Source organism: Acidimicrobiales bacterium, from assembly GCA_035540975.1.
Lineage (GTDB): Bacteria > Actinomycetota > Acidimicrobiia > Acidimicrobiales.
In genome coordinates this window covers 1-26,547 of record DATLFN010000040.1, presented here as the reverse complement: position 1 = coordinate 26,547, position 26,547 = coordinate 1, and the positions used below count along the sequence as shown (strand labels likewise).

General features: G+C 74.6%; 26 protein-coding genes. 15 read left to right on the top strand and 11 right to left on the bottom strand.

Translation table 11 applies throughout. From position 1 onward, the window contains the following. Window positions 1-370 precede the first annotated feature (370 nt). A complete protein-coding gene (locus VM242_05230) occupies window positions 371-1,090 on the top strand; it encodes a hypothetical protein (GenBank protein HVM04555.1) in 720 nt (239 codons plus the stop codon). Window positions 1,091-1,113: 23 nt separating this feature from the next. Here the strand turns inward: VM242_05230 and VM242_05225 are convergent, their stop codons facing one another. Beyond that, window positions 1,114-3,108 (bottom strand): ATP-dependent helicase, encoded by a 1,995-nt coding sequence (locus tag VM242_05225; GenBank protein HVM04554.1) that lies wholly within the window; start codon window positions 3,106-3,108, stop codon window positions 1,114-1,116. 349 nt (window positions 3,109-3,457) lie between these two features. Here VM242_05225 and VM242_05220 point away from each other — a divergent pair, with 349 nt between their 5' ends. From VM242_05220 to VM242_05210, 3 genes are all read left to right on the top strand, one after another. Then, window positions 3,458-3,901 carry a hypothetical protein gene (locus VM242_05220; protein HVM04553.1) on the top strand — a complete coding sequence of 148 codons (444 nt, stop codon included), beginning with the start codon at window positions 3,458-3,460 and terminating at the stop codon, window positions 3,899-3,901. Between the two features lie 103 nt (window positions 3,902-4,004). Beyond that, window positions 4,005-5,075: a hypothetical protein gene (locus VM242_05215; GenBank protein ID HVM04552.1), complete on the top strand. Its 1,071-nt coding sequence runs from the start codon at window positions 4,005-4,007 to the stop codon at window positions 5,073-5,075. Further along, the gene (locus VM242_05210; GenBank protein HVM04551.1) at window positions 5,072-6,943 is read left to right on the top strand and encodes an Ig-like domain-containing protein; all 1,872 of its coding nucleotides are present in this window, start codon (window positions 5,072-5,074) and stop codon (window positions 6,941-6,943) included. The genes VM242_05215 and VM242_05210 overlap by 4 nt, the downstream gene beginning before the upstream one ends. Window positions 6,944-7,096: 153 nt before the next feature. On the opposite strand, the gene VM242_05205 is transcribed toward VM242_05210, so the two are convergent. Next, window positions 7,097-8,242 carry a glucose-1-phosphate adenylyltransferase family protein gene (locus VM242_05205; protein ID HVM04550.1) on the bottom strand — a complete coding sequence of 382 codons (1,146 nt, stop codon included), beginning with the start codon at window positions 8,240-8,242 and terminating at the stop codon, window positions 7,097-7,099. A 54-nt stretch (window positions 8,243-8,296) separates the two neighbouring features. Beyond that, complete coding sequence (locus tag VM242_05200) at window positions 8,297-8,785, bottom strand: flavin reductase family protein (protein ID HVM04549.1); 489 nt, start codon at window positions 8,783-8,785, stop codon at window positions 8,297-8,299. Here VM242_05200 and VM242_05195 point away from each other — a divergent pair. Next, complete coding sequence (locus tag VM242_05195) at window positions 8,784-9,389, top strand: class I SAM-dependent methyltransferase (protein ID HVM04548.1); 606 nt, start codon at window positions 8,784-8,786, stop codon at window positions 9,387-9,389. The two genes, VM242_05200 and VM242_05195, sit on opposite strands and share 2 nt — an antisense overlap. Window positions 9,390-9,399: 10 nt before the next feature. Beyond that, a complete protein-coding gene (locus VM242_05190) occupies window positions 9,400-9,846 on the top strand; it encodes a MerR family transcriptional regulator (protein HVM04547.1) in 447 nt (148 codons plus the stop codon). Between the two features lie 61 nt (window positions 9,847-9,907). Here VM242_05190 and VM242_05185 read toward each other — a convergent pair whose 3' ends face one another. Next, window positions 9,908-11,344 (bottom strand): AarF/UbiB family protein, encoded by a 1,437-nt coding sequence (locus tag VM242_05185; protein ID HVM04546.1) that lies wholly within the window; start codon window positions 11,342-11,344, stop codon window positions 9,908-9,910. A 184-nt stretch (window positions 11,345-11,528) separates the two neighbouring features. Between VM242_05185 and VM242_05180 the strand changes: the two genes are divergently transcribed. The 3 genes from VM242_05180 (at window position 11,529) to VM242_05170 (ending at window position 15,164) form a co-directional block, all read left to right on the top strand. Then, window positions 11,529-11,870, top strand: a complete 342-nt coding sequence (locus VM242_05180) for an STAS domain-containing protein (GenBank protein ID HVM04545.1) — start codon at window positions 11,529-11,531, stop codon at window positions 11,868-11,870. A gap of 4 nt (window positions 11,871-11,874) precedes the next feature. Beyond that, window positions 11,875-12,564 (top strand): SOS response-associated peptidase, encoded by a 690-nt coding sequence (locus VM242_05175; GenBank protein HVM04544.1) that lies wholly within the window; start codon window positions 11,875-11,877, stop codon window positions 12,562-12,564. Window positions 12,565-12,671: 107 nt separating this feature from the next. Continuing rightward, window positions 12,672-15,164 carry a S8 family serine peptidase gene (locus VM242_05170; protein ID HVM04543.1) on the top strand — a complete coding sequence of 831 codons (2,493 nt, stop codon included), beginning with the start codon at window positions 12,672-12,674 and terminating at the stop codon, window positions 15,162-15,164. 26 nt (window positions 15,165-15,190) lie between these two features. Here VM242_05170 and dxs read toward each other — a convergent pair whose 3' ends face one another. Both dxs and VM242_05160 read right to left on the bottom strand, forming a co-directional pair. Continuing rightward, the gene (gene dxs / locus VM242_05165; protein ID HVM04542.1) at window positions 15,191-17,080 is read right to left on the bottom strand and encodes a 1-deoxy-D-xylulose-5-phosphate synthase; all 1,890 of its coding nucleotides are present in this window, start codon (window positions 17,078-17,080) and stop codon (window positions 15,191-15,193) included. Between the two features lie 40 nt (window positions 17,081-17,120). After that, a complete protein-coding gene (locus tag VM242_05160) occupies window positions 17,121-17,555 on the bottom strand; it encodes a secondary thiamine-phosphate synthase enzyme YjbQ (protein HVM04541.1) in 435 nt (144 codons plus the stop codon). A gap of 67 nt (window positions 17,556-17,622) precedes the next feature. Here VM242_05160 and VM242_05155 point away from each other — a divergent pair, with 67 nt between their 5' ends. From VM242_05155 to VM242_05145, 3 genes are all read left to right on the top strand, one after another. Continuing rightward, window positions 17,623-17,952 (top strand): lycopene cyclase domain-containing protein, encoded by a 330-nt coding sequence (locus VM242_05155; protein HVM04540.1) that lies wholly within the window; start codon window positions 17,623-17,625, stop codon window positions 17,950-17,952. Next, window positions 17,949-18,308, top strand: coding sequence for a lycopene cyclase domain-containing protein (locus tag VM242_05150; GenBank protein HVM04539.1), 360 nt, complete (start codon window positions 17,949-17,951; stop codon window positions 18,306-18,308). The genes VM242_05155 and VM242_05150 overlap by 4 nt, the downstream gene beginning before the upstream one ends. Window positions 18,309-18,486: 178 nt before the next feature. Beyond that, window positions 18,487-18,972, top strand: a complete 486-nt coding sequence (locus tag VM242_05145; GenBank protein HVM04538.1) for a sterol desaturase family protein — start codon at window positions 18,487-18,489, stop codon at window positions 18,970-18,972. Here VM242_05145 and VM242_05140 read toward each other — a convergent pair. Together VM242_05140 and VM242_05135 are read right to left on the bottom strand one after the other, a co-directional pair. Continuing rightward, window positions 18,956-19,441, bottom strand: coding sequence for a hypothetical protein (locus tag VM242_05140; protein ID HVM04537.1), 486 nt, complete (start codon window positions 19,439-19,441; stop codon window positions 18,956-18,958). The genes VM242_05145 and VM242_05140 overlap by 17 nt on opposite strands. After that, a complete protein-coding gene (locus VM242_05135; protein ID HVM04536.1) occupies window positions 19,438-20,544 on the bottom strand; it encodes a glycosyltransferase family 2 protein in 1,107 nt (368 codons plus the stop codon). Before VM242_05135 ends, VM242_05140 begins: the two co-directional genes overlap by 4 nt. 15 nt (window positions 20,545-20,559) lie before the next feature. On the opposite strand from VM242_05135, the gene VM242_05130 reads away from it, so the two are divergent. Continuing rightward, window positions 20,560-21,300, top strand: a complete 741-nt coding sequence (locus tag VM242_05130) for a hypothetical protein (GenBank protein HVM04535.1) — start codon at window positions 20,560-20,562, stop codon at window positions 21,298-21,300. A 12-nt stretch (window positions 21,301-21,312) separates the two neighbouring features. Here VM242_05130 and VM242_05125 read toward each other — a convergent pair whose 3' ends face one another. Together VM242_05125 and crtI are read right to left on the bottom strand one after the other, a co-directional pair. Then, window positions 21,313-22,200: a phytoene/squalene synthase family protein gene (locus VM242_05125; GenBank protein HVM04534.1), complete on the bottom strand. Its 888-nt coding sequence runs from the start codon at window positions 22,198-22,200 to the stop codon at window positions 21,313-21,315. Further along, on the bottom strand, window positions 22,197-23,672 hold the full coding sequence (gene crtI, locus VM242_05120; GenBank protein HVM04533.1) for a phytoene desaturase family protein: 1,476 nt from the start codon (window positions 23,670-23,672) through the stop codon (window positions 22,197-22,199). The genes VM242_05125 and crtI overlap by 4 nt, the downstream gene beginning before the upstream one ends. Before the next feature lie 64 nt (window positions 23,673-23,736). Here crtI and VM242_05115 point away from each other — a divergent pair, with 64 nt between their 5' ends. After that, window positions 23,737-24,918, top strand: a complete 1,182-nt coding sequence (locus tag VM242_05115) for a hypothetical protein (GenBank protein ID HVM04532.1) — start codon at window positions 23,737-23,739, stop codon at window positions 24,916-24,918. A 22-nt stretch (window positions 24,919-24,940) separates the two neighbouring features. On the opposite strand, the gene VM242_05110 is transcribed toward VM242_05115, so the two are convergent. Continuing rightward, window positions 24,941-26,002, bottom strand: a complete 1,062-nt coding sequence (locus VM242_05110; protein HVM04531.1) for a polyprenyl synthetase family protein — start codon at window positions 26,000-26,002, stop codon at window positions 24,941-24,943. Window positions 26,003-26,064: 62 nt separating this feature from the next. Here VM242_05110 and VM242_05105 point away from each other — a divergent pair, with 62 nt between their 5' ends. Further along, entirely contained in the window at window positions 26,065-26,445 is a 381-nt protein-coding gene (locus VM242_05105) for a DUF4157 domain-containing protein (GenBank protein ID HVM04530.1), read from the top strand. Window positions 26,446-26,547: the final 102 nt, after the last annotated feature.

Below are 26,547 nucleotides of genomic sequence, written 5' to 3'. Positions count from 1 at the left end.
GCGGCGACTGGGGCGGGGGCGACTTCGGCGGCGGCGACGTGGGGGGAGGAGACTGGTGACACCGGCGGCTGACCCTCGGGACGACGGCGAGCGGCACGGCACCGGCGAGGGTCCGGCGGCGAGCGCGCCGTCCGGCGGGGGTGCGGCGGCGAGCGCGCCGCCCGAGGGTGCGGCGGCGGGCGCGCCGTCCGAGGGTGCGGCGGCGAGCGCGCCGTCCGGGGGTGCGGCGGCGAGCGCGCCGTCTGGCGGGGTCGGCCCGGAGACCCGCCCCGGCGCGGGCGGCCCGGAAGCCCGCCCTGGTGAGGGCGGAGCCGGCCGGTCAGCGCCGCGGCGGCGGACGGGCGGAGGGGCGGGCTCCGGCCGGGGTGCCGTGGTGCCGTCGGGCGGGACGCCGCCCGTGCGCCTGGCCGCATCGGAGCAGGCGGGGACCGGCTCGAGCGGCGATGCTGGCCTGGCCGGCGCCATCCGCGACTTCGTCCGGGCGGCCATGACGTCGGTGTCCCGCGCCGGCTCGGTATCGCTGTCCGCCGTGGGCGACGCCGTCGAGGCCCCGGGCCGGGTGCTGGCCGGGCGCATCGCCGCCAACGCCGTCGACCGCCCTCGCCCCGTCGCCGAGCGGGCCGCCCTGGCCGGCGCGCTGTCCGAGCACCCCAACGCCCCCCTGCTGGGCGGGTCCACCGGCGCCGCCGTCGCCGCCAAGGTGGCGGGCCGGGTCGGGCCGCTCCGCTTCCTGGCCCGCCGCACCCCCCTGTGGCTGGTGGTCACCGCCCTGCCCGCCCTCCACGCCTCGGTCACCCGGGGCGCCGAGGAGCTGAACCTGGTGGCGTCCCACCTCGTCCACCGGGCCAGGGCGGCGGGCCACGAGCCCGACGCCGACCGGGTCCGGCGAGCCGCCGTGCAGATCCTCTCGGGATCGGCCGTCGACCCCGACGTCGAGCCCCGTCACGCCCCGCTGGCCGTGGCCTGGCTCCAGCGGGCGCTGCGCGCCGCTCTGCCGTTCTCGCCCGGCGTCGGCACCCGCAACCCGGGTGCACTGGCCAGGGCGGCGTCGATGGTCGACCCGGCGACGCTCGCCTCCTCGGCCGACTGACGAGGGGCGGCGACTCCAGACCTCTACCCCCACAGGGCGGCCAGCTCGGCCGTCACCGGGTCGTCGTCGACGACCGTCTCGCCCACGGCCACGGCGTCGAACGCCACCGCCGCCCGCACCAGGAAGCGGCTGGGCTGGCCCCAGGTGTGGCGGTCGTCCGAGCCGGAGCGGTGGACGTAGTAGCGCAACGGGTATGAGACGACGAGCGTGTCGCGGGCCCGGGTGAGCGCCACGTACAGCAGGCGGCGCTCCTCCTCCACCTCGTCCGACGACCCGAGCGACATGTCGGACGGGAGGTTGCCGTCCGAGGCGTGGATCACGTGCACGACCTGCCACTCGCCGCCCTTGGCCGAGTGGATGGTGGACAGGGTGAGCCAGTCCTCGTCGAGGCCGGGCGGGCCCGCCTGGTCGCCGGTGGCGGCGGGCGGGTCGAGCGTGAGCTCGGCCAGGAAGCGGCTCCGCGTCGTGTACGACGTGGCGGTGCCGCGAAGGTGCTCGAGATCGGCCAGGCGCACCGACGCCGTCCCGGGATAGCGCCGGGCGAACAGCGGGACGCACGCCTCGGCCAGCCGCTCCACCTGGGTGGCGGGCGGGACCTGGCCGCCCGCGCACTCGGCCAGGGCCGGTCGGAGGGCGGCCACGTCGACGGCCGCGGCCGGCGGGAAGCGGGGACCGTCGTCGGCCAGGAACCGTTGCAGCGCAAGGGCTTCGGCCACGCCGAGCTCGCCCAGCAGCCGCCGGGTGGTGGCCGGCCCCACGCCCTCGACCAGCCCGAGCACCCGCATCCACGCCAGCTCGTCGCTCGGGTTCTCCAGGACGCGCAGCAGGGCGAGCAGATCCTTGACGTGGGCCGCCTCCAGGAACCTGAGGCCGCCGTACTTGACGAACGGGATGTTGCGGCGGGCCAGCTCGAGCTCCAGGCCGTCGCTGTGGTGGCCGGTGCGGAACAGGACCGCCTGGTGGCGGAGGGGGACGCCACGCTCGCGGTGCTCCAGCACGCTCCGGCACACGAACGCCGACTGGGCCGGCTCGTCGGCGCAGGTGGCCAGGACGGGCCGGGCGGCGCCGTCGCGGACGGCCCGCTGCACCTTGGCGAAGCCCTTCTCCGCTTCGGCGATCACCGCGTTGGCGGCGTCCACCACCGGCGGCGTGGACCGGTAGTTGCGGTCGAGGACGACCATTTCGGCGCCCGGGAACCGGCCGGGGAACTCGAGCATGTGGCGGGCCGATCCCGAGCGGAAGCCGTAGATGGCCTGGGCGTCGTCGCCCACGGCCGACACCCGCACCGCCGGACCGGCCATGGCGGCCACGATGTCGGCCTGCACGGCGTTGGTGTCCTGGTACTCGTCGACCAGGACTTGGTCGAACGCCGACCGCAGCACCGGGCCGGCGGTGGGGGACAACGCCAGCGCCCGCCAGTACAGGAGCAGGTCGTCGTAGTCGACGACGTTCCGGGCCCGCTTGCGCTCGACGTAGCCGGCGAAGACGGCCCGGATGCCGTCGATGTCGTCGCGGCACCAGGGGAACGAGCGCTCCACCACCTCGGCCAGCGGCTCCTGGGCGTTCACCACCCGCGAGTAGATGGCGGCCAGCGTCTCCTTGCGGGGGAAGCGGCGGCCCGTCTCGCCCAGGCCCAGCTCCGAGCGCACGAGGCCGAGCAGGTCGGCGTTGTCGCCCGAGTCGAGCACGGTGAAGCCGGGGCGCAGGCCGACGGCCGCCCCGTGCAGGCGCAGCAGGCGGTTGGCGACGGCGTGGAACGTGCCGCCCCACACCCGCCTGGCGCCGTCCGCCTCGGCCAGCTGCCCGGCCCGGGCCAGCATCTCCCGCGCCGCCCGCCGCGAGAAGGTGAGCAGCAGGATGCGCTCGGGCCGGGCGCCCTCGGCCAGGAGCCGGGCCACGCGGCAGGCCAGCGTGCGCGTCTTACCGCTCCCCGCGCCGGCCACGATCAGCAGGTGGCCGCCGTCGTGCAGGACGGCCCGCCGCTGCTCGGGATCGAGGTCGTCGAGCCAGGCGAACACGCGTTCGACGATAGCGGATCGTCCACCTCGCGACGATGACCGCCCGCGTCGCGCCGGGCGGTCCCCCTGGGGCGCCCGTCCGGCGTTCCGGGGTCCACCAAGCCCGTGACCAGCCCCTTCGGGCGGTTCCGGGCCGGAATCGTCGCATCGTCATTTGACCTATTGGAACGGGGCCCTTCCTCGGCGATGGTTCTAGCGCAGGCGGTTGCGACGATCCTCCCGGCGAGCACATGGTCGCCATTCGGCCGGGGGGGGAGCGAGTGGCGAAACCGACGCCGGCCTCAAGAGCAGTTCCTTGTCGTCAATTCGAGGCCCCGTCAGGTGCCCATACCAAAGGAAACGCGCCCAAATGAAGATCAGCCTGAAGAAGAAGATCGCCGCCGCGGCCGCTGCGGCCACCATCGCCGGCGGCGCCGGCATCGCCTTCGCCTACTGGACCACCACCGGCTCGGGCGAGGGTTCGGCCACCGCCGGCACCTCGACCGAGGTGACCGTCAACGGGACCACCACCGGGGCCCTGTACCCCGGCACCTCGGTGCCGGTGAGCTTCACCGTCGACAACCCCTCGACCGGCGTCCAGTACGTGACCTCGATCTCGCTGGCCAGCGTCACGGCATCGGATCCGGCCTGCGTGGTCGCCGACTTCACCATGCCCACCGTCACCGCCAACCAGCAGGTGAACCCCGGATCCAACGTGATCACGGCGACCGGGACGCTGACGATGGCGAACACGGCCGACAACCAGGACGCCTGCAAGAACGCAACGCTGACCCTGGGCTTCACCAGCAACTAGCGCCCGGGCGGGTTGCCGGGGAGGGGCTCGGGCCCCTCCCCGGCCCTGCTGCGTTCCCCTCACCCTCACCGTCCCACTGATCCTGGAAACCGAGGACTGACCGATGCGGAAGATGCGGCGCCCGGCGACACCCGGGCGGACCCGCCTGGTGGCGCTCCTGGCGGTCGCCGGCGCGACGGGGCTGGTGCTCGCCGTGGGAACGGCGCTGGCCGCCCCCAAGACCGACAAGGCCGCCCCGGCCGTCACCCTCGCGTTCCCCACCGCCAACGGCTCGTACAACGCGGCCGCATGGAACGCCGGCTGCGCGCCGGCCGGCATCTGTGGCACCGCCACCGACCAGACGGGCGTGGCGTCGGTCCACGTCGCCGTGTACCAGTCGGGATCGCCCACCTTCGTGCCCGCCACGCTCGGCAGCCCCGGCGCCGCCTCGACGACCTGGCGCCTGGCCCTCCCCCTGCCGGCCGACGGCGCCTACACCGTGCGGGTGCGGGCCACCGACACGCTGGGCAACACCACCGCCACCGCGTCCGAGACGGTCGCCGCCTTCCGCATCGACACGGTGGCGCCGGCCGCGCCGGTGCTGGCCGAGAAGCCGGACGACCCGACCTCGAACACCAACGCCCATTTCCGCCTCACCCACCCCGAGGCCGGCGTCACCTTCGAGTGCCGGCTCGACGGGCAGCCCTTCGGGCCGTGCGGCAGCACCTCGAACTTCAACAACCTGAGCATCGACGAGCACTGCTTCGACGCCCGGGCCGTCGACGCCGCCGGCAACCGCGGCCCCCACACGGGCCACTGCTGGTCGATCGTGCTCAAGGGCGGGTTCCCCATCGGCGGCGTGGTCGACCAGCCCTTCGCTCCCGGGGTCACCCGGCCGCTCAACCTCGTCCTCGGCAACCCCTACAACTTCGCCATCCGGGTGACCGCCGTGGAGATCTCCGTCGGGGACGGCACCGGCAACGCCCAGTGCGTCGGCTCCACGAACCTCGAGGTCACCCAGCCGTTCTCGACCCCGGTGACGGTCCCCGCCAACTCCACCCGGTCGCTCGAGCAGCTCGGCGTGGCGCCCGCCTCCTGGCCGCAGCTGACCATGCCGAACCTCACCTCCAACCAGGACGCCTGCAAGGGCGTCACGTTCTCGCTCGCATTCACCGGACAGGCGACCAAGCCATGAAGCGCACCATCCGCACCATCGTGTTCGCCGCCGTCGCGTTCACCGGCGTCGGCGTCGCCGGGGCCTATTTCACCTCGACCGGGACGGGCACCGCCGCCGCCGGCGTGGGTGAGCTCACCGCACCGGCCGCACCGACCGTGCCGGGCACCGTGTCCGGCACGACCGTCCCGGTGTCGTGGACGGGCGTGGCCGCCCCCGAAGGCGCCGCGTCCGTCGCGTACTGGGTGCGCCGCCACGCCGGCGCCACGGCCACGGACGTGTGCGGCAGCAGCCTCGCCTCGCCCATCCTCCCCGGCGACGGCGCCCGGAGCTGCGACGACACGGGCGTCGCCTCGGGCACCTACACCTACTCGGTCACCGCCGTGTGGCGGTCGTGGACGGCGGCCAGCCCGGCCAGCGCGCCCGTCTCCGTCAACGCCGACGCCGCCGGCCCGACCATCGACGTGACGTTCCCCGCCGCCGGTGCCGCCTACCGCGGCGCCACCTGGGACAGCGGGTGCTCGTCGTCGATCTGCGGCACCGCCGCCGACAGCTCGGGCGTGACCGGCGTGCAGGTCAGCCTCCGCCAGGGCTCCGGCAACTACTGGAACGGGTCGTCGTTCTCGAGTGCCGACGAGGTGCTGGTCACCGCCACCGGCACCACGACCTGGAGCCTCCCGTTCCCCGCCTCGTCCTTCCCGGCCGACGGGTCGTACACCGCCCGGGTCGTCGCCACCGACACGCCGGCGAACACCTCGTCGGTGTCGCGGGCCTTCGTGTACGACGCCACCGCCCCCACCGGCGCCGTGACCGCCCCGACGGCCGGCGCCAGCGTGCGCCAGACCGTCGCCGTGGCGTCGGACAGCGCCGACGCCACGTCGGGCGTGGCCTCCGCCCGCTTCGAGCGCTCGGCGGCGGGCGCCGGCTCGTGGACCACCATCGGCACCGACACGTCGAGCCCCTACTCCGTGAACCTCGACACCACCGTCCTCGCCGCCGGCAACCACGACCTGCGCGTCGTCACCACCGACGTCGCCGGCAACGCCTTCACGTCACCGGCGGTCACCGTCACGGTCGACAACACGGCGCCCGCCCCCACCCTCACCTCTCCGGCCAGCGGCGACACGGTGAGGACCACCACGCCGGCGCTGTCGGGTGCGGCCGGCAACGCCGGCGGGGACTCCGCCAACGTGACCGTGCTCATCTACCCGGGGACCGGCACGGGTGGCACCCCGGTGCAGACCAAAACGGCCACCCGCTCGGGCTCGTCCTGGTCGACCACGGCAGACGCCCTCGCCACGGGCACCTACACCGCCCAGGCCACCCAGACCGACAGCGCCGGCAACACCGGCACCAGTGCGGCCAGCACCTTCACGGTGCCCCCCTTCGCACCGACCAACGTGGTGCTCGCCAACAACAGCGGCACCGCCGGCACCGCCAGCCGCGACGACACGGTGGCGATCACGTTCTCACGGAACGTGCAGGTCTCCTCGCTGTGCTCTTCATGGAGCGGCGGTGACACCAGCAACCCGAGCGAGACTGGCAACAACGCTGTGGTCGTCACCATCACCGAGGCAGGAGGGAATGACGTCCTGACCGTCACCATGAACGGCTGTACGTTCAACCTCGGGTCCATCGCTCTCGGCGCCGACTACGTCAGCGCCACGACCACGTTCTCGGGCAGCGGGGCCAACGCCTCGGAGCTGGCGTGGAACGCCGCCGGCCGGACGCTGACCATCACCCTCGGCGCCGCCAGTAGCACCCCAAATATCAAGACGGTCGCCGCCGCCGGCACGCCGGTCTACACCCCGAGCGCCGACATCCTTGACACCAACCTCAACGTCATCTCCACCACGGCGTTCACTGCGCCGGGCCCCAGCCGCTTCTGATCCGATTCGCCGGGCCCGGCCCGACCGGTCGGCGCTGAAGGCCGGCCAAGGAGTTCTGGCGGCAGAAAGGGGCGCTATGCGCCCCTTCTTGCCGCCGGAACGGGAGAGCGGGCCCGCCGGCCCGCCCCGGCCCGTCGGAGCGTCGCCGGGGCATCACGCCCCGTCCTCGCCGTCGTCGGCGGACGGGGCGAACACGGTGACCTCGTCTTCGGCGCCCACCGACGTGCCCGCCGGCACGTCGGCGTGGAGGTCGACGACGGCGCGCTGCACCCGGGCGCCGGCCCGGACGACGGCCTGGTTGAGCACCACGGCGGAATCGACCACCGCGCCCTTCTCCACGACGACGCCGGGCGACAGCACCGACCGCACCACCCGCCCGTCGACCACGCACCCGGGCGCCACCATCGAGTGCTCGACGGAGGCGTCGGCGCCGAAGCGGGCGGGCTGGCGGTGGCTGCTCGTGGTGCGCACGGGCCAGCCGCGGTCGTCGAGGTCGATGCCGGTGACGCCGTCGAGCAGGTCCCGGTGGGCCTGCCAGTAGCTCTCCGGCGTGCCGACGTCGCGCCAGTAGCCCTCGAAGCGGTGCTCGAAGGCCCGGCCGCCGGACACCAGCGCCGGCAGCAGGGCGTCGCCGAAGTCGGCCAGCTCGCCGCCCTCGTCGGCCAGCCGCTCCAGCGTCCCGGCCAGGGCCGACGGCCGGTAGGCGAACACCTCGATGGTGACGAGGTCGGTCGGCGGGCCGTCGGGCTTGTACCAGAAGGCGCGCACGCGACCGTCGCCGTCGACGTCGACCACCCCGAAGCGCGACGCGTCCTCCTCCACCCGGGTCGTCACCATGGTGACGTCGGCGTCGTGGGCCAGGTGGGCGTCCACGACGTCCCGGTAGTCGAGGGTGTAGACGGCGTCGGCGCTGAGCACGAGCACCACGTCGGCGTCGAAGTCGGCGATGAGCCGCCGGTAGCGCCACAGCGAGTCGGCGTTGCCCTTGTGGAACCCTCCCTCCTCGTCGCCGGTGAAGGGATGGAGGAGGAGCAGCCCGCCCTGGGTCCGGTCGAGGTCCCACGGCCGCCCGTTGGCGAGGTGGTCCTCCAGGGCGTGGGGCAGGTACTGCTGGACCACCCACACGTCGCTGATCCCGCTGTTGGCGCAGTTGCTCAGCGGGAAGTCGATCAGCCGGTGGGTGCCGCCGAAGGGGAGGGCGGGCTTGGCCCGCCGCTCGGTGAGGGGGCCCATGCGCCCGCCCGCCCCACCGGCCAGGACGACGGCGAGGGTGCGGGCCCGGGCCCGAGGCGTCGGCATCCCCGTCGTCGTACCCCGCGGCGCGCCCCCGCCATGCCCGGGCCGGGCCCGGGGTCAGGCCGGGTGCCCGGGCGCCAGGTCCTTCACGTCGGCGAACCGCAGCGGGCGCAGGCCGGGGGCGTGGGCGACGTCGACCGGCTCCAGCACCACGGCGGTGTGGTCGCCCACGGGGATGCGCTCGAGCGTGCGGCCGACGAACCACGAGGTGCACACCTCGAGGACGGGGACGCCGCCCGGGCCGGGGCGCCACGCCGCGCGGGCGAACTTGTCGACCTCGTCGCCCGTCTCCTCGCCGAACAGCCGGGCCAGGCCGGTGTGGCCGGCGTCCAGGGCGTGGACGGCGAGCATCTCCGAGCCGGCCGCCACCCGCGCCGTGTGGTTGGCCGTCGAGATGCACACGAGGTAGCGGGGCGGGTCGATGCTGCACTGCGTCGAGAACCCGACCAGGCAGCCGGCCCGCTCCCGCCCGTCGAACGCGGTGACCACGAGCATGGAGAAGTCGAGCTCGCCGGTGAGGTCGAGGAACCCGTCGGGTGCGGCCATGTGCCTAACGTTCCTCCGTGGGCGTCCCGTGAACCGCTGGCTGCGATCGGGCGACCGTCCGCCCGCCACCGAGTACGACCGCCGGTTCGCGGAGAAGGCGGCGTCGGGCGACGACGTCCACGGCGAGGCGTCGTTCGTCGAGTCCCTCGGCCCCCGGCGGGTGCTCGACGCCGGGTGCGGCACGGGCCGGGTCGCCATCGAGCTGGCCCGGCGGGGCGTCGAGGTGGTCGGGGTCGACCTCGACGCCGAGATGCTGGCGGTGGCGAGGGACAAGGCGCCCGAGCTGGACTGGCGCCACGGCGACCTGGCCGGCGTCGACCTGGGCGACGTGGCGCCGTTCGACGTGGTCGTGGCCGCCGGCAACGTGATGATCTTCGTGGACGCCGGGACGGAGGACGCGGTGGTGGCGAACCTGGCCCGCCACCTGGCGCCCGGAGGCGCCCTCGTCGCCGGGTTCCAGCTGGACCGCCACTACGGCCTGGCCGACTACGACGCCTCCTGCCGGGCGGCCGGCCTCGAGCTGGCCGAGCGGTGGGCGACCTGGGACCGGCGCCCGTGGAACGAAGGCGGGGACTACGCCGTCTCCGTGCACCGGCGGCCGTAGAATCTGAAGTGTGGAAACCGAGTTGCTCACCGTGGCCGAGGTCGGCCGCCGCACGGGGCTGACGCGCAAGGCGCTGCGGCTCTACGAGGAGATGGGCCTGGTCGAGCCGGCCGGCCGCACCGACGCCGGGTACCGGCTGTACGACGACGAGGCCCTGCGCCGCATCGAGCTGGTGAACCGGGCCAAGGTGCTCGGGCTCAGCCTGGCCGAGGCCGAGGAGTTCATCCACGTCGCCGAAGGGTGCTGCGGCGAGAACCACCCGCAGCTGGCCAAGCTCGTGCAGGGAAAGCTGGCCGAGACGGAGCGCCGCATCGAGGAGCTGCGCACCCTGGGCGAGACGCTCCGGGGCGTGCTGGACCGCCTGGACGCCACCGAGGGCCAGCACCGCTGCGAGGAGACCCTCTGCACGTGCGGTGGCAACCTCCTCACCATCCGCCCCAGGCCCGCCCGCCGCTGACCGGGCGCTCGGGGCGGCGTCGGATCGGCCCCAGGCCCGCCTCCCGCCGGCCGGGCGACCGTCAGGCGTCCGCCGCCCGCTTCTTGCGGCGGCGGACGGTCGCGGCGGCGGGCTGCGGCTCCGCCGCGGCGGGCCCGTTCCCCGCCACCAGCGACCCCAGCGTGGCCCCCTCGGCCATCCGCGGCGCCGGCGGCGGGCCGGCGCCCTCGGCCCCCTCGGCCCCCTCGTCGTCGCCGTCGATCATGAACTCGATGAGGAAGCGGTCCTGGAGGATGTCGTAGTCGGGCGCTACCAGCACGGCGTAGCGCTCGAAGTACAGGATCTGCTTGCCGAGCAGCACCAGGGTCCTCGGAAGCTGCACGCCCCGGGGCGCGGCCATGCGCACGGCCTGGCCGAAGATCTCCAGGTAGTCGATCTCGGAGATGGGGCGCGACAGCCACGGGGTCACCAGGCGGGCGATGGCCTCCGCCGCCCGGTCCCGGTCGGTGGCGTGGCCCAGGTGGGCGCCCAGCTCGGCCAGGCAGGCGGTCACCTCGCCGAAGTCCTGGCGGTGGAGCATGGCCACGACGCCCCGGCGCACCAGGTCGCGGGTGACGTCGTCCAGCTCGCCCATGATCCCGAAGTCGAGGAACACGACCTTGCCGTTGCGGTCGACCATGAGGTTGCCGGCGTGGACGTCGCCGTGGAAGAAGCCGTGCTCGCAGGCCGCCTCGATCCACGCCCGCACGCCCGACCGGAGGAGCTCGAACAGGTCGAAGCCGGTGGCGACGAGGCTGGGGAGGTCGTCCACCTTGATCCCGTCGATGCGCTCCATGGTGAGCACGCCGTGGCCGCACAGCTCGTGGTGGACGGCCGGCACCCGGATGTCGTCGTTGCTGCCGAACGCCTTCAGGTTGGCGGCGAAGCGCTCCATGGACGCCGCCTCGATCCCGAAGTCCAGCTCCTGGCCGAGGGTGGTGACCACGTCGTCGACGATGCCGACGGGGTTGACCACCCGTGCCGACTTGGACAGCTTGGCGGCCAGGATGGCGGTGACCCGCAGCAGGCGCAGGTCCCGGCGGAACTGCTTCTCGACCCCCGGCCGGCGCACCTTCACGACCACCTGGGTGCCGTCGTGCAGGGTGGCGCCGTGGACCTGGGCGATGGACGCGGCGGCCAGCGGCTCGGGGTCGAAGCTGGCGAAGAACTGCTCGACCGGCCCCCCCAGCCCCTTCTCGACCATCTTGCGCATCTCGTCCCACGGCTCGGGCGGGGCGCTGTCCAGCAGCTCGCGCAGCTCGTTGGCGATGGGCGCCGGGAACAGCCCGGGGCTGGACGACACCACCTGGCTGAGCTTCACCAGGGGCGGGCCCAGGGAGACGACCACCTTGTGCAGGCGGGGCGCCAGCGCCTCGGGCCTTCGGGTCTTCTTGCGCAGCAGCGCCGGCCCCAGGTTCTTGAGCAGCACCCACTGCATCTTCTGGAGGCGGAGGAGCTCACGCGGCCCCAGACGGCGCACCGTGGCGTGGGTGACGATCGCCGCGGCGGGATCGGGGGCGAGGGTGCGTTCGATGGCCGTCTCCAGGCGTGGGGGAGGGTTCCGCTCTGGCCGGGCAGGTTAACCCCCGCGCCACGAGCCGGTCCACGCCGGTTCGTGTGCGGATCGTTCCCCGCACGGGCACCCGGTCGGTTACCTTCGGATGGTGGAGGGCTACGGGGTCGAGCGCAACGACCGGGAGGGGTGCGCGGTCATCGCCGTGGAGGGCGAGATCGACCTGATGGCGGCGCCCCGCCTGCGCGAGGCGCTCGTCGCGTCCGTCGTCGAGGGCCACCAGCGGGTGGTCGTCGACCTCACCGCCACCGAGTTCCTCGACTCCACCGGCCTGGGTGCGCTCGTCGCCGGCCTCAAGCGGATCCGGGCCCATGGCGGCGACATGCGCGTGGTGTGCACGTCGGCCCGGGTGTGCAAGGTGTTCGAGATCACCAGCCTCGACAAGGTGCTGTCGCTGTACGACACCGTCGACGAGGCCTGCGCCGGCGCCTGACGCCGTGTGCGGTCGCATCGTGGCGGCCACTCCCGTCTCCGTGCTGGCCGAGCAGTTCCTGGCCGCCGACGTGCGGGCGGCCGAGCTGGAGGCCCGCTACAACGTGGCGCCCACCGACGACGTCGTGGCCGTCGCCGCCACGCCGGCGGGGCGGAGGCTGGGGACGCTGTCGTGGGGCCTGGTGCCCAACTGGGCCGAGGCGCCCGCCGCCGGGCGGCGCATGGTGAACCTGCGGTCGGAGCGGCTGGCCGACCGGCCCGGGTTCCGCCGGACGCTCCAGCGCCGGCGCTGCGTGGTGCCCGCCGACGGGTTCTACGAGTGGCGGGCGGCGTCGCCCGACCGCCCCCGGCAGCCGTTCCTCGTCCGGGCCCGGGACGGGCGGGCGCTCGCCCTGGCCGGGCTGTGGGACGTCTGGCGTGACCCGGCGCAGCCCGGCACCGACCCGCTGCGGACCTGCACGGTGCTGACCACCGACCCCAACGACGTCGTGCGCCCGCTCCACGACCGGATGCCGGTGGTCCTCCCGCCCGGCGCCTGCGACGTGTGGCTGGACCCGTCGGTGACCGACGTCGACCGCCTCGTCGCCCTGTGCCGCCCGTGCCCGCCCGAGCTGCTGGAGGCGTGGCCGGTGAGCACCGCGGTCAACAGCGTGCGCAACGACGGCCCCCATCTGGTGGAGCCGGTAGACGGCTGACACCGGGCGAAACGTCCGGAATCCCGACATCCCCACTTCCCGGGGCAATCGTCCTCCGGTACCCTCGCCACCCGGTCCCGGATCCGAGGTGGGGTGAACCGTTGGGGATGCGTCGTGTCCATCGTCTCGCCGTGGTGGTGCTGGCCGCCCTGATCGCCGGCACCCTGGGCACGGCGACGGCCACCGTCGCCGTGCGCCGGGCGTCCACCTCGCAGCCGTCGGCCACCCCGACGACCGGCCCCCTCCAGGGCCTGGCCACGCTGGCGTCGGTGCCGGCGGCGGCGGGCGAGCGGCTCCTCGGCATCGCCACCTTCGGCCCCTCCACGAGGGTGCGCGGCGACGCGCTGGCCGACCTCGGCCTCGACGTCCTGCCCATGCGCGAGCTGCCGCTCGCCCTGGTGTCGGGGACCAAGGCCCAGCTGGAGGCGGCGGTGCGCAAGGGCGTGGCCCTCGACGTCTACCCCGACGAGAAGCTGGTGCTGCACTCGGCCGAGTCGACGGCCGCCATCGGTGCCGACACCCTGCGCGACACCGGGCTGCGGGGCAGGGGCGTGGGCGTGGCGGTGGTGGACACCGGCATCGACGCCACCCACCCCGACCTGGCCGACCACGTGACCCACAACATGAAGCTGGTGGGGCCCGAGATCCTGGACGTGCTGGGCGGCAAGCACCGGCCCGACGAGCCGCCGGGGACCCTCGTCGTCCCCATGGACGGGATGAACAGCGACACCACGTCGGGCCACGGGACGCACGTGGCCGGCATCGTGGCCGGCGACGCCCACACGTCGCCCGACCAGGTCGGCGTGGCGCCCGACGCCGACCTCATCGGCTACGGGACGGGCGACGCCATCTCGATCTTCACCGTGCTGGCCGCCTTCGACGACATCCTCGTCCACCACCTCGAGTGGGGGATCAGGGTCGTGAACAACTCGTGGGGGCAGTCGGGCCGCCTGTTCGACCCCAACCACCCCATCAACGTCGCCACCAGGGCCCTCCACGACGCCGGGCTGGTCGTGGTGTTCTCGGCCGGCAACGACGGCGCCGAGGGCACCATCAACCCGTACTCGGTCGCCCCCTGGGTCATCTCGGCCGGCTCGGCGAACAACGACCGGGACCGCTCGGCCTTCAGCTCCGGCGGCTACGAGCACGACAACTCGACGGCGGCCCCCGTACCCGACGACCGCCACCTCCGCTTCGACGGCGACCGCATCGGCATCTACCACCCCGACGTGAGCGCGCCCGGGACCGACATCGTGTCGTCCGGCACGCCCACCGGCATCGGGACGCTGTCGCCCGCCCTCCCGGGCGGCACGGCCACCCTCTCGGGCACGAGCATGGCGGCGCCCCACGTCTCGGGCGTCGCCGCGCTGCTGTTCGAGGCCCGGCCGTCGCTCACGCCCGACCAGGTGCGCCAGGTCCTCCAGGTGACGGCGGCCCCGATGCGGGGCGAGGCGGAATTCTTCGAGAGCGGCTACGGCTTCACCGACGCGGCGGCGGCCGTCGCCCTCGTGCGCCGGCCCGACTTCTCCCAGGCCCTGCTGGACCGGCTCCAGGCGGCCGCCGACGACCGCGTCCTCCGGGCCCGGTCGTTCTCGGTGCGCGCCAGCGACCTGTGGGCGTTCTCGCCCGAGCTCCCGGCGACGGTCTCCGGCCTGGTGTCCCGTGAGTTCGCCACCGAGGTGGCCGCCGGCACCGACGCCGTGCGGGCCGTGGTCTCCTACCCCAGCCTCGCCCTGGTCGGCATCAACCCGTTCGACTGGCAGGTCAGCGTCACCGACGCCGCCGGCAAGGTGGTCGGGACGAGCACCCCGTCGGCCACCGCCGGCGTGTCGACGATGTTCGCCGAGATCGACCCGGCCGCCGTCCGGTACGGCACGTGGAAGGTCACGGTGACCGGGGTGCTGGGGGCGGCCGACACCGACGCCCTGATCGGCAACGCCGTGACGGTGGCGGTGGCCCAGGTGGCCCGCCGGACCGCCGAGGCGGTGGGCGTCGGGCCCCGGTTCGTCCCCGAGGGCAGCGCCACCCTCCACTTCCAGGGCCAGGTGCCGCCCGCCGTCCCGCTGCCCGTGCCCCTGTCGTCGCCCGAGGGGTGCGTCCTCACCCAGGGAGCCGTGGACGCCACCATGGGCGGCTCGCCGGCGGCCGGCACCTGCACGTCGGGCGTGGTCGGTTGGGCCCTCGGCTACGGCCTCGAGATCCCGGCCACGTTCACCTCACCGGCGCTGCCGTCGCCCGCCGTGGTCGGCGGCCCGTCCAACCTCAGGCTCTGGCTGGCCGACCCGGCGGCGGCGGTGTGGACGGCGGCCTTCGCCTCTCGTGTGGGCTACGTGCTCGACGCGGTGGCGCCCGACGGCACCGCCACGTCGATCGCCGCCGGCGACATGGAGCGCAGGATCGACGGGGCCGACGAGGTGCGGGCCGAGCCCACCAGGGCCGACTACGCCTTCACCGTCTCGCCCTCCACCGTGCCGGTCGGGTCGAGGCTCCGCCTGAAGCTGAGCTTCTCGGGCGCCTACGCGTCCGGGCTGCGCATGCTGTTCGGCGGCGCCTACGCCGACTCCGGGCTCACCCTCGGCGTCGGCCGCATGGAGGGCTGACCCGCGGAGCGTTCTGACGTCGTCGTTTACCGAGACGGCGAGGAGGCGGACCGGGCCAGGGCGGCGCGGGCCGAGGCGGCCACGCCGGAGGCGTCCAGGCCCAGGGCGGCGTGGATGAGGGTCGGCTTGGCCTGGGGGATGTAGGCGACCGGCGTCCCCAGGACGACGACCGACGGGGCCGGGTGGCCGGCGGCGGCCGCCGCCGTGGCCAGGGCGTCGGCCAGGAAGGCCCCCGCCCCGCCGACGCGCGTGCCGTCCTCGACGGTGACCACGACCCGGTGGCGGGCGGCGTCGGCGACGAGCGCGGGGTCGACCGGGCGCACCACCCGCACGTCCCAGACGGTGGCGGGCACGCCGTCGGCGGCCAGCTGGTCGGCCGCCTCCTCGGCGGCCTCCAGCATGGTGCCCACGGCCAGGATGCACAGCTCGCCGTCACCGCGGCGCACCAGCCGGCCCTCGAGGCCCGAGCCGACGTCGCCCGGGGCGGCCTGGCGGGCCACGCCCTTCGGGTAGCGGATGACGGCCGGCCCGTCGCACTCCAGGGCCTCCTGGAGCATGACGCCGATCTCCTGGTCCGACGACGGGGCGAAGACCGTCATGCCCGGGATCTGCAGGCACAGGGCGAGGTCCAGCACGCCGTGGTGGGACGGCCCGTCGTCGCCCGTGATGCCGGCGCGGTCGAGGGCGAAGACCACCGGCAGCCCGTGCAGGCCCACGTCGAGGTTGGCCTGGTCGAACGCCCGGCTGAAGAAGGTGGAGTAGACGGCCACGACCGGCCGGAGCCCCCCCATGGCCATGCCGGCGGCGGCGGTGACGGCGTGCTGCTCGGCGATGCCCACGTCGTGGAAGCGGCCCGGGAACCGCTCCTGGAACGGGATGAGGCCGGTGGGGCCGGGCATGGCCGCCGTGATGGCGTGGACCTGGGGGTGGCGATCGCCCACCTCCAGCATGGCCCGGGCGAACGCCTCGGTGTACCCCGCCGGACGCCACTTGGGCGGGCCCGTCCCCACGTCGAACACCGGCGTGTCGTGCAGGCACTTCTCGTCGTCCAGCTCGGCCGGCGGGTAGCCCCGGCCCTTCTGGGTGAGGACGTGGACGACGATGGGGCCGTCGTAGGCGGCGGCGTTGCGGAGGGCGGCCTCCACGCCGGCGATGTCGTGGCCGTCGAAGGGGCCGGTGTAGCGGACGCCGAGGTCCTCGAAGAACACGGGCGGCTCGAACACCTCGCGCAGGGCCGCCTTGGCGCCGCGGAGGCTCGAGTAGGCGAGCCCGCCGACGGCCGGCATGTCGTGCACCAGGTGCTCGAGGCGCTCCTGGAGGTGGACCCAGCCCGGGCGCAGCCGCAGGCGGGCCAGGCTCTCGCCCAGCCGCGACGCGGTGGGGGCGTAGGACCGGCCGTTGTCGTTCAGCAGGATGACGACCCGCCTGCCGCTGTGGCCGAGGTTGTTGAGCCCCTCGAAGGCCATGCCGCCGGTCATCGAGCCGTCGCCGACCACGGCCACGATCCGCCGGTTGGCGCCCGTCCCGTCCACCGCCGTGGCGATGCCGTGGGCGTAGCTCAGGATGGTCGACGCGTGGCTGTTCTCCACCCAGTCGTGCTCGGACTCGGCGCGCGACGGGTACCCGGACAGCCCGCCGCTCTGGCGCAGCGTGGCGAAGGCATCGCGCCGGCCGGTGACGATCTTGTGCACGTAGGCCTGGTGGCCGGTGTCCCACAGGATGATGTCCCGGGGGGAGTCGAACACGCGGTGGAGCGCCAGCGTCAGCTCCACGGCGCCCAGGTTCGACCCCAGGTGCCCGCCGGTGACGGACACGGCCTGCACGATGAACTCGCGGATCTCCGCCGCCAGGGTGGCGAGCTCGTCGGCGGTCAGGGAGCGCAGGTCCGCAGGGCCGTTCACGCGCTCGAGGACCATGGCCCTCCCACCGTAGCGGGGGCCCGCGGGGTACGTGGAGTCAGCCTCCGGGGGTGCCCCACGCCTGGACGACCACCGTCCGCGCCGGGCGCGGCCCGTCCAGCTCGACGAGGAACAGCCGCTGCCACTGGCCGAGGGCCAGCTCGCCGGCCGCGACCGGGAGCACGATCGACGGCGTGGTGGCGAGCAGGCCGCGGATGTGGCTCCAGCCGTTGCGGCGCTCGTCGGGCTCCAGGTTCTGCCACCGGTTCTCGAGGTCGTCGTGCGCCCACGCCCGGCCGGCGGGCGCCAGCTCCTCCAGGACGGCCGCCAGGTCGGCGTGGTGGCCGGCCTCGTCCTCGGTGACGGCCAGGCCGCAGGAGGTGTGCGGGCAGAAGACGTTGACCATGCCGTCGGCCAGCCCGGCGCGGCGCACCACGTCGGCCACCCCGTCGGTCATGTCGACCATCTGGAGCGGGGCCTCGGTACGTAGCATGAGTCGCTCGGGAGCGCGCAGCACCATCGCCGCCCCCACCCCTGTCGGCACAACCGGATCGATCGCCATGGACCGCTATCAGTACCTCATGCTCATGGGGCTCTGCCTCTTGATCACCCTCCCGCTGGAGCTGGTGCTCGGCGCGCGGGTGTGGCGCCAGCCCCGCCGGCTGGCCCTCACGCTGGCGATCACGGCCGCGCCGTTCGTCGTCTGGGACGTCATCGCCGTGGCCCGGGGCCACTGGGGGTTCAGCGACAGGCTCACCACCGGGTGGGAGATCCTGCCCGACTTCCCGGTCGACGAGCTGGTGTTCTTCCTGGCCGTCCCGGTGTGCGCCATCCTCACCCTGGAGGCGGTGCGCAACGGGCTGGCGTGGCTCGAGCGGCGGGGATCGTGATCCCCGCCTACCCCGGCTTCTCGCTGCTGGCGGCGGCCGTCGTGGTGCTCCTGGAGCTCAAGGTGCTGCGCACCGGGGTGTTCCGCCAGAAGGCGTACTGGATCGCCATGGCCATCGTGTTCGCCTTCCAGGTCCCCGTCGACGGGTGGATGACCAAGCTCTCGGACCCGATCGTGATCTACAACCCGGAGGTGCTGAGCGGCTGGCGCTGGCCCCTCGACATCCCCACCGAGGAGTTCGCCTACGCGTGGGCCATGCTCACCCTCGCCATCCTGGTGTGGGAGCGCCTGGGCCGCCGTGGCCCGCAGCCGACGACGGAAGACCGCGCCAGCGCCGGTATCCTGGGCAGGCTGTGAGGAGAATCGGCTCGGAACCGGAGGTTCCTCGCCGAGCCGGCCGTGCTGCGGCCGCCCGGCGAGCCGGCCGTCCTCCGCGCTGCCCCCTGTGCCGGCATCCGGAGGGGCCGCCTGCGGCGGCGGGGACGGCCGCCGGCGATTCCCATCGGTCGAGGCGGCCGAAGGCCACGGGGCATCGGTGACGGGGCTCGCCATCGTTCTCGCCGCCCTGGTGGCCATGGAGGGCGTGAGCTACCTGACCCACCGGTTCGTGATGCACGGGTTCGGCATCGGCCTCCACCAGAGCCACCACGACCCCGACGGCGGCGGGTTCGAGCTCAACGACCTGTACCCGATGATGTTCTCGTCGGTGGCCGTCGCCGCGTTCGCGGTGGGCACCGCCGTGCCCGTCCGCAACCTGGTGCTCATCGGCGTGGGCATCACCCTGTACGGCGTGTCGTACCTGTTCGTGCACGAGATCTACATCCACCGCCGGCTGGGGTGGGTGAAGGGCCGCTACCGGGTGCTGGAGTGGATGAAGTCGTCGCACCGCATCCACCACCTCTACGGCGGCGAGCCGTTCGGCATGCTCCTTCCCCTGGTCCCCGCCGAGCTGCGCCGGAGGGCACTGGGGGCCACGTGGGACCCGTTCGCCGCGCCGGACGCCGTCAGCCGCGTGCCCTGAGCCGCCCGGCCGCCCGGCGCAGCCGGATGCGGTTGTAGCGCTGGGCGGCGATGCACGGGAGGTTCACGGCCAGCGGGTACGCGGCCATGAACGGCGCCAGGAGCGGCGGGTTCAGCGCCACGAACACCGGAGCGGGCAGGAGGGCCAGCCAGTGCCCCAGCTCGGCCCGGCGGGTCTCCGCGGCGAAGCGCTCCAGGTCGGCGGGAGCGCGGCCCCGCAGGCGCCGCTTGTCGAAGCCACCCTCGAAGGCCGCCCCCGCCTCGGGCAGGAACCGCTTCCAGCGCCGGATGCGGGCGACGTCGACGTAGAACCGCCCGCCCTGCTCCCACCGGCGCTCCCGCCACAGCCAGCCGTCCCGGTCGAGGAGGCGGAGGGGCAGGCGGTGGGACACGTACCCGGTGCCCACCTGGACGGCGGCCCACGCCGCCGCGTCCAGCGCGATCACGGCGAGCAGCCGCCCCCGCGTCACCGGCCCGCCCGGCGTCCGGCAGGCACGGCCCGGCCCCGCCACCGCACCTCGCCGCGGACGTGGGTGAGGACGAGCGAGCGGGCGAACACCATCAGGAAGAACGCAAGGGGGACGGGGAAGGCGAGCGCCGTGGCGGCGCCGAAGCGCCCGACGCGCGCCAGCATCCACGCCAGCTGGGCGGCGTAGGCGGCGTAGAGGGCGGCGGCGGGGCCCCGGCCGATCGTCCCGGCGCCGAGGTACCAGGCGGCCGAGATGCACCCGCTGAGCCACACGGAGATCGACACGAGGGTGAGGGGGCGGGTGGCGCGGGCGCCGGTGGCGAAGTTCTTGGTCCACCCCTCGACCAGCTGGCGCACGCCGCCCGGGTACATGCGGAACGCGATCGTCCCCCGCCCGCCCAGGCACGCCACCGGCCGGCCCGCCTCCGTGAACCGGCGGGCCAGCGCCACGTCCTCCACCACCTCGCCCCGGACCGCCGCGTGCCCGCCGGCGGCCAGGTAGTCCTCCCTCGCGGCCACCAGGCACGGCCCGAACGCACCGGTGGGGGGCCGGCGCCGGCGGGCGGCGGCGGGGGCGAAGGCGCCGACGCCCATCATCGACACCACGTTGAACAACGCCGAGAGGCGCTCGTAGGGGCGCTCGGTCACGTGGAAGGGCTGGACCGACACCAGCCCGGCCCGGCGGGCGTGCTCGGCGACGACCCGGGCCAGCCCGCCGGGGGCGAGCTCGGTGTCGGCGTCGAGGAACACCAGCGTGGGCGACGCCGTCGCCTGCACCCCTGCCCAGCACGCCCACGACTTGCCCGTCCACCCCGCCGGGAGCGGCCCGGGCGCGACGACGGTGGCGCCGGCCCGCCGCGCCACCTCGGCCGTGCCGTCGGCCGACCCGTCGTCCACGACCACCATCTCGGCCGGGCGCGGCTCCTGTCGCGCCAGCGACGCCAACAGGGCCGGGAGGGTGTGCTCCTCGTCGCGCGCCGGCACGATCACGGCGACCTCTCCGGGCACCGACCCGCCGCTCGGCCGGCACCGGGGGATCGACCACAGCAGCCAGGTCCCGACCAGCCACCGCAGGCCCTCGAGCGCCAGGCGCGTCCCGGTCATGGCCTACCGTCGCGCATGCGAACTCGTGTGGCAGCACTGCTGGTGGCCCTGGTCGTCGCCGGGGGCGGGTGCGACGGCGGCGGCGACGGGGCCTCGGGGACGACGACGGCGGCGGACGGGACGACCACCACGGCGGCCGCCGGTGGCGGCGGCGGGGACGCCTCGACCACGACGGCGCCGGCGCCGGCGGCCGACCCGGAGCTGGAGGACGTCGTCCTGCGCCAGGGCGACTTCCCGCCGGGTTGGACGTCGGAGCCGAGCGACGACCCCGACGACGAGGAGGCGGAGGCCGCCCTGCGCCGGTGCCTGGGGCTGGACGTCGGCACCGCCGAGCGGCCCGAGGCGAGGTCCCCCGACTTCTCGGTGGGCGACGCCATCACGCAGGCCAGCTCGTCCGTGGACCGGGCACCCGACATGGCGACCGTCGACCGGGAGTACGCCGCCATCACCGGCCCCCGGTTCCTCGACTGCGCGACGCGCCAGTTCGACGAGGTGATCGCCGAGGAGGCGGCCGGCGCCCAGTTCGCCCCGGCGAAGGCGGCGCGGCTGCCCTTCCCGGCGTACGGGGACGGCACGGCGGCCGTGCGCCTCACCACGACGCTGTCGGCCGAGGGCCAGCAGCTGCCGATCGTCGCCGACCTGGTGTTCGTGCGCAAGGGGCTGCTCGGGATGAGCTTCTCGTTCATCAACGCCGGCGGGCCGTTCGACGCCGCCCTGGCCGCCGACCTGGTGCGCAAGGTCGTGGCCCGGGCGTGACGCGGCCGCCGGTCAGCGCGCGCCCACGCGCGGGCGGGCGACGCGGGCGGCCACGGCCAGCTTCTGCCACCCGGGCACCCGCACCCGGGCCGTGAACACGTCGTACCCGGCCTGCTCGATGCGCACGAGGATCCCGGAGTAGAGGACCCGGGCGGCCGAGATGCAGCGCGCCGCCACCGGCGGGAGCATGGGGATCCCGCGGTCGCCCGAGGCGTAGTAGCGGCGCGTGCGGTCGATCTCGAAGCGCAGGAGCTCCACCCACTCGGGCGTCACCCGCCGCTCGGCCAGCGCCCGTTCCGCCCCGAAGCGGCGGACGTCCTCCTGGGGGACGTACACCCGGCCGCGCTCGAGGTCCTCGCCGACGTCCCGCCAGAAGTTGGTGAGCTGGAAGGCGATGCCCAGGTCCCGGGCGTGCCCGAACGCGTCCGGCGACCGGGGCTCCAGGATGGGCAGCATCATCTCGCCGATGACGGCGGCCGACCCGTCCATGTAGTCGAGGAGGTCGTCGAACGTCTCGTAGCGCTCGACGGAGAGGTCCATGGTCATCGACCGCAGGAAGCGGCGCACGCACCCGGGGTCGATGTCGAACGCCCGCACGGTGTGCACGACGGCCTTGAGCACGGGGTCGTTCGACCGGCCGGCGGCCAGGTCGGCGAAGAAGCGGTCGCCGAAGGCGGCGAGGGCGGCCGCCCGCTGCTCGACCGGGACGGGCCCGAGGTCGTCCACGATGTCGTCGGCGTACCGGCACAGCCCGTACAGGGCGTGGACGTGGTGGCGCTTGACCCGGGGGAGCAGCGACGTCGACCGGTAGTACGTGGTGCCGTACCGCTTGTTGAGCTGGCGGCAGCGTGCGTACGACGCCTCCAGGGTGACAGGTGACGGGCCGGAACGGACGGTCACCTCCCGAGCTGCTCCTCCACCCGGTCGGCGGCCAGCCTCCCCGACAGCAGCACCATGGGGACGCCCACGCCGGGCACCGTTCCCGATCCGACGAAGACCAGGCCCGGCACCGCCTTCGTCACGTTGTTGGGGCGGAACGGGCCGCTCTGGAAGAACCGGTGGCTGAGGGCGAACGGCGTGCCCCGCTCCATGCCCCGGCGCTCCCAGTCGGTGGGGTCGAAGAACCGCTCGACTTCGACCTCCGACGGGTAGCCGAGGGCGGCCACCCGGGCGGTCAGGTCCTCCTTCACCCGCTCCCGCTCGTAGACCCAGTCGATGCGACCGTCCAGGTTGGGCATGGGCTCGAGCACGTACAGCGACGAGCACCCCTCTGGCGCGAGGGACGGGTCCGACGACGACGGGCCGCTCACCAGGATGGAGGGGTCGGGCATCCGCGTGCCGTCCTTCAGGAGGGCCTGGAACGCCCCCTTCCACGCGGCGCCGAAGTGGATGTTGTGGTGGGCGGCCCCGGGCGGCCACCCGCCCTTGACGCCCGCCAGCCAGACCACGCACGACGGCGAGTAGTTGCCCTTCCGCAGCGTCCGCGGCATCTGGAGCTCGGGCAGCATCGTGCGGTAGGCGACGGCCAGGTCGGGGTTGAGGACCACGGCGTCGGCCGTGATCACCTCGCCGGTGTCGAGGCGGACGCCGGTGACCGGCCCGCTGGTGCCCGCCCGCCGCACCACCCGCTCGACGGAGCGGCCGTAGACGAAGGTGGCGCCCGCCTTCTCGGCGGCGGCGGCCAGGGCGCGGGGGATGGCGTGCATGCCACCGGCGGGGAAGTACACGCCCTCGACGGTGTCCATGTAGGTGATGACGCAGTACACGGCCAGCGCCTCGAACGGCGACAGGCCGGCGTACATGGACTGGAACGAGAACAGCCGCACCAGCCGGTCGTCGGAGAAGTACGACTCCACGACCGAGTTGAGCTTGCGGAACCCGCCCATGCGCACCAGGTCGACGATCGGGCGCAGCGGCCACGCCAGGTCGAGGGGGGAGTCGAAGCTGCGGTCGATGAAGTTCGGCAGCTCCAGCCGGTAGAGGCGGCCCAGCCAGTCGCAGAACCGCCCGAACTCCCCGGCGTCCTTGTCGCCGCACTCCCGGCGGATCTCCTCGGTCATCGCCTCGCGCCCGTGGCGGACCCGGATGGCGGACCCGTCGGCGAAGACGGCCCGGTACATGGGATCGACAGGGGACAGGGTGAGGTGGTCGGCCATGTCGGCGCCCGCCGCCCGGAAGACGTCGGACAGCAGGCCGGTCATGGTCAGCACCGACGGCCCGGTGTCGAAGCGGTAGCCGCCCTCCTCCACCAGGCCGGCGCGGCCGCCGGGCACGTCGGCCCGCTCGATCACCACGACCTCGTGGCCGCGACCGGCCAGGTGGCACGCCGCCGACAGCCCGCCCAGCCCCGCACCCACCACGACGACGCGCATGCGCCCACTCTCCCGCCTGGGGCCCGACCCTGCAAAGGGCCCGGGTCTCGGGGAAGCTGGGCCGGTGCCCCGCCCGATGCTGCCCGTCGTCTCCGCCGTCATCGTGCTCCTGGTCGCCGGGCTCGTCGGGACGGCCACCGTGGACGAGGGACGGGGGGAGGCGGCGCCGTCACCCTCGTCCCCGCCGTCGTCCCCGCCGCCCCCGCCGCCGGCGGGATCGTCCACCACCGCCGCACCGGCGGGCATCCAGTCGGTGGTCCCCTCTCTCCAGGCGTTCGTGGAGCGCGAGCGGGGCCTGGCCTTCAAGGAGCCCGTCGACGTGACGCTGCTGGACGACGACGCCTTCGAGGCCCGGCTGCGAGAGGACGAGGACGAGGACCTCGAGGAGCTGCGCGACGCCGAGGCCGTCCTGCGGGCCATGGGGCTGCTCGACGAGGGGACCGACCTGGTCGAGACCGTGCGCGAGGTGACGGCCGCGTCGGTGCTCGGGTTCTACGACCCCACGACCGACGAGCTGGTCGTCCGCGGCGCGGCGGCGACGCCGTACGTCCGCGTCGTGCTCGTGCACGAGCTGCTCCACGCCCTGGAGGACCAGCACTTCGACCTGGACCGGTCCGACCTGGGCGACGAGGCGTTCCTCGGGTTCCAGGCCCTGGCCGAGGGCAGCGCCGTGCGCATCGAGGAGCGTTACCGCGACTCGCTGTCGGCCCGGGACCGGGTCTCCCTCGGCGCCGAGGAGATCCGGCGGGCGGCGCAGGTGCCGACCGACGTCCCTCGGGTGGTGGAGGCGCTCTTCGGGTTCCCCTACGCGTACGGTCCGGGCCTGGTGGAGGCGGTGGTGGGAGCGGGGGGCGTCAGCCGCCTCGACGCCGCCTTCGCGTCCCCGCCGGCCAGCAGCGAGCACGTGCTCGACCCCCGCAGCTACCTCCGCGGGGACGAGCCCCGGGCGGTCCCCGTCCCGGCGGCCGACGGGCCCGCCTTCGACGACGGCGAGATCGGCGAGCTGTTCCTCCTGCTGATGCTGGACGCCGAGCTGGGCAACCGCGACGCCGTGGCGGCGGCCGACGGGTGGGGCGGCGACCGCTACGTCTCCTGGACCGAAGGTGGTCGCACCTGCGTCCGCATGGACTTCGTCATGGACACCGAGCGGGACACCGCCGAGCTGGCGGACGCGCTGGCACGTTGGGCGGGCGAGCGGTCGGGCCGGGCGACGGCGTCGGGCACGTCCCTGCGCACCTGCGGCTGACCGCCGGCCTCCGGCCGCCGCGTCAGTGGTCACGGCCGGCGACGAAGCGGGCCAGCTCGCCCAGCTGGGCGGACGCGTGGCCCTCCAGAGCCGTCCCGCCGAGCGACGCCAACGCCTCGTCGAGCCGCCGGTCGATCGTGCACTCCACCTGCCGGCGGGCGCCCGTCTCCTCGAAGATCCCCTGGAGCTCGGCCACCTCGCCGGGCGTGAGGTCGGAGGCGCCGAAGCGGTCGGCCAGCAGCTTGGCGGCGGCCCCGTCGGCGGCCGCCGCCGCGAACGCGTAGAGGGCGGTCGGCTTGCCCTCCCGGAGGTCCTCGCCCACCGGCTTGCCCGTGAGCTGGCTGTCGCCGAAGGCGCCGAGGAGGTCGTCGCGCAGCTGGAACGCCTCGCCCAGGGGGCGGCCGAAGGCCGACAGGGCGGGGGCCAGGTCGTCGAGCCGGCCGGCCAGGGCGGCGCCCAGGTGGAGCGGCCGCTCGATCGTGTACTTGCCCGACTTGTAGAGGCTTATCCGGCGCGCCTGCTCGACGCTGACCTCGCCCCGGACCGTCCCCAGGAGGTCGAGGTACTGGCCGACGTTCACCTCCAGGCGCAGCTCGGTGAACACGTCGAGGGCGGCCCGGGGGGCGGCCGACAGCAGCAGGTCGGCGTAGACGAAGGCCAGGTCCCCCACCAGGATGGCGACGCCCTCGCCGAACCGCCGGCCCTCGCCTCGCCAGTCGGCGACGGCGTGGCGCGCCTCGAAGCCGCGGTGCACGGTGTGCCGGCCGCGGCGGCGGTGGGACCCGTCCATGACGTCGTCGTGGATGAGGGCGAAGGTGTGGAGGAGCTCCAGGGCAGCACCCGCGTCGACCACCGCAGGGTCCTCGGGATCGCCCCCCGCTCCCACGAACGCCCAGTGGCAGAACGCCGGGCGGAGGCGCTTCCCGCCGGCGAAGACGAGGCCCTCGATCGCCTCGATCAGCTCGGGCAGGTCGGCGTCCAGCTCGGCCCAGCGCTTCGACTCCGTCCGCAGGAGGACGTCGATGCGGGCGTCGACCCGGGCCGCGATCCACGTGAGGCAGTCGGGTGCGGAGTGCACGGCCACCATCCGAGCCTACGGGCCTGCCCGGATGACGACATCGCACCGCTCTTTGGCATGCTGCGGCGGTGCGCAGGCTCTCGGCGGTGGAGCGCTCGGCCTACGACCACGTCCCGGCGCCGGTGGCGCGCAGGGTGCGGGTCCAGCGGGTGCCGGTGCTGCCGCCCCACGCCGACGCCATGACCCTCGGGCCGCTGGTCCTCGTGCGCCGGGACGAGATGCGCCACCGGACCGGGCGCCGGGAGCTGCTGGCCCACGAGCTGGTCCACGCCCGGCAGTGGGCGGAGCTGGGCGTGGCCCGGTTCCTGTGGCGCTACCTGCGCGGGTACGCCTCGAACCTCCGCCGCCTCCGCCGCCACCACGACGCGTACCTGGCGATCCCGCTGGAGGTCGAGGCCCGGGCCGAGGCGGGGCGCTGGTCGGCCCGCCGGCCGCCGCCGGCGGCCTAGCCCTCGGCCGCCCTCGACGGCTCGGCGGGCGGGGGTCCCGGCGGGGGGTCGGCGGCGTCGCCGTCGGCGGTGTGCCCGTTGGTGCCGACCACGGGCGTGACG

Bases quoted from the DNA above. Each gene is read 5' to 3' on its own strand.
- VM242_05220 (HVM04553.1), top strand. From the start codon at position 3,458: ATGAAGATCAGCCTGAAGAAGAAGATCGCCGCCGCGGCCGCTGCGGCC.
- VM242_05215 (HVM04552.1), top strand. From the start codon at position 4,005: ATGCGGAAGATGCGGCGCCCGGCGACACCCGGGCGGACCCGCCTGGTG.
- VM242_05210 (HVM04551.1), top strand. From the start codon at position 5,072: ATGAAGCGCACCATCCGCACCATCGTGTTCGCCGCCGTCGCGTTCACC.
- VM242_05205 (HVM04550.1), bottom strand. From the start codon at position 8,242: ATGCCGACGCCTCGGGCCCGGGCCCGCACCCTCGCCGTCGTCCTGGCC.
- VM242_05195 (HVM04548.1), top strand. From the start codon at position 8,784: ATGTGCCTAACGTTCCTCCGTGGGCGTCCCGTGAACCGCTGGCTGCGA.
- VM242_05200 (HVM04549.1), bottom strand. From the start codon at position 8,785: ATGGCCGCACCCGACGGGTTCCTCGACCTCACCGGCGAGCTCGACTTC.
- VM242_05170 (HVM04543.1), top strand. From the start codon at position 12,672: ATGCGTCGTGTCCATCGTCTCGCCGTGGTGGTGCTGGCCGCCCTGATC.
- dxs (HVM04542.1), bottom strand. From the start codon at position 17,080: ATGGTCCTCGAGCGCGTGAACGGCCCTGCGGACCTGCGCTCCCTGACC.
- VM242_05160 (HVM04541.1), bottom strand. From the start codon at position 17,555: ATGCTACGTACCGAGGCCCCGCTCCAGATGGTCGACATGACCGACGGG.
- VM242_05155 (HVM04540.1), top strand. From the start codon at position 17,623: ATGGACCGCTATCAGTACCTCATGCTCATGGGGCTCTGCCTCTTGATC.
- VM242_05135 (HVM04536.1), bottom strand. From the start codon at position 20,544: ATGACCGGGACGCGCCTGGCGCTCGAGGGCCTGCGGTGGCTGGTCGGG.
- VM242_05130 (HVM04535.1), top strand. From the start codon at position 20,560: ATGCGAACTCGTGTGGCAGCACTGCTGGTGGCCCTGGTCGTCGCCGGG.
- crtI (HVM04533.1), bottom strand. From the start codon at position 23,672: ATGCGCGTCGTCGTGGTGGGTGCGGGGCTGGGCGGGCTGTCGGCGGCG.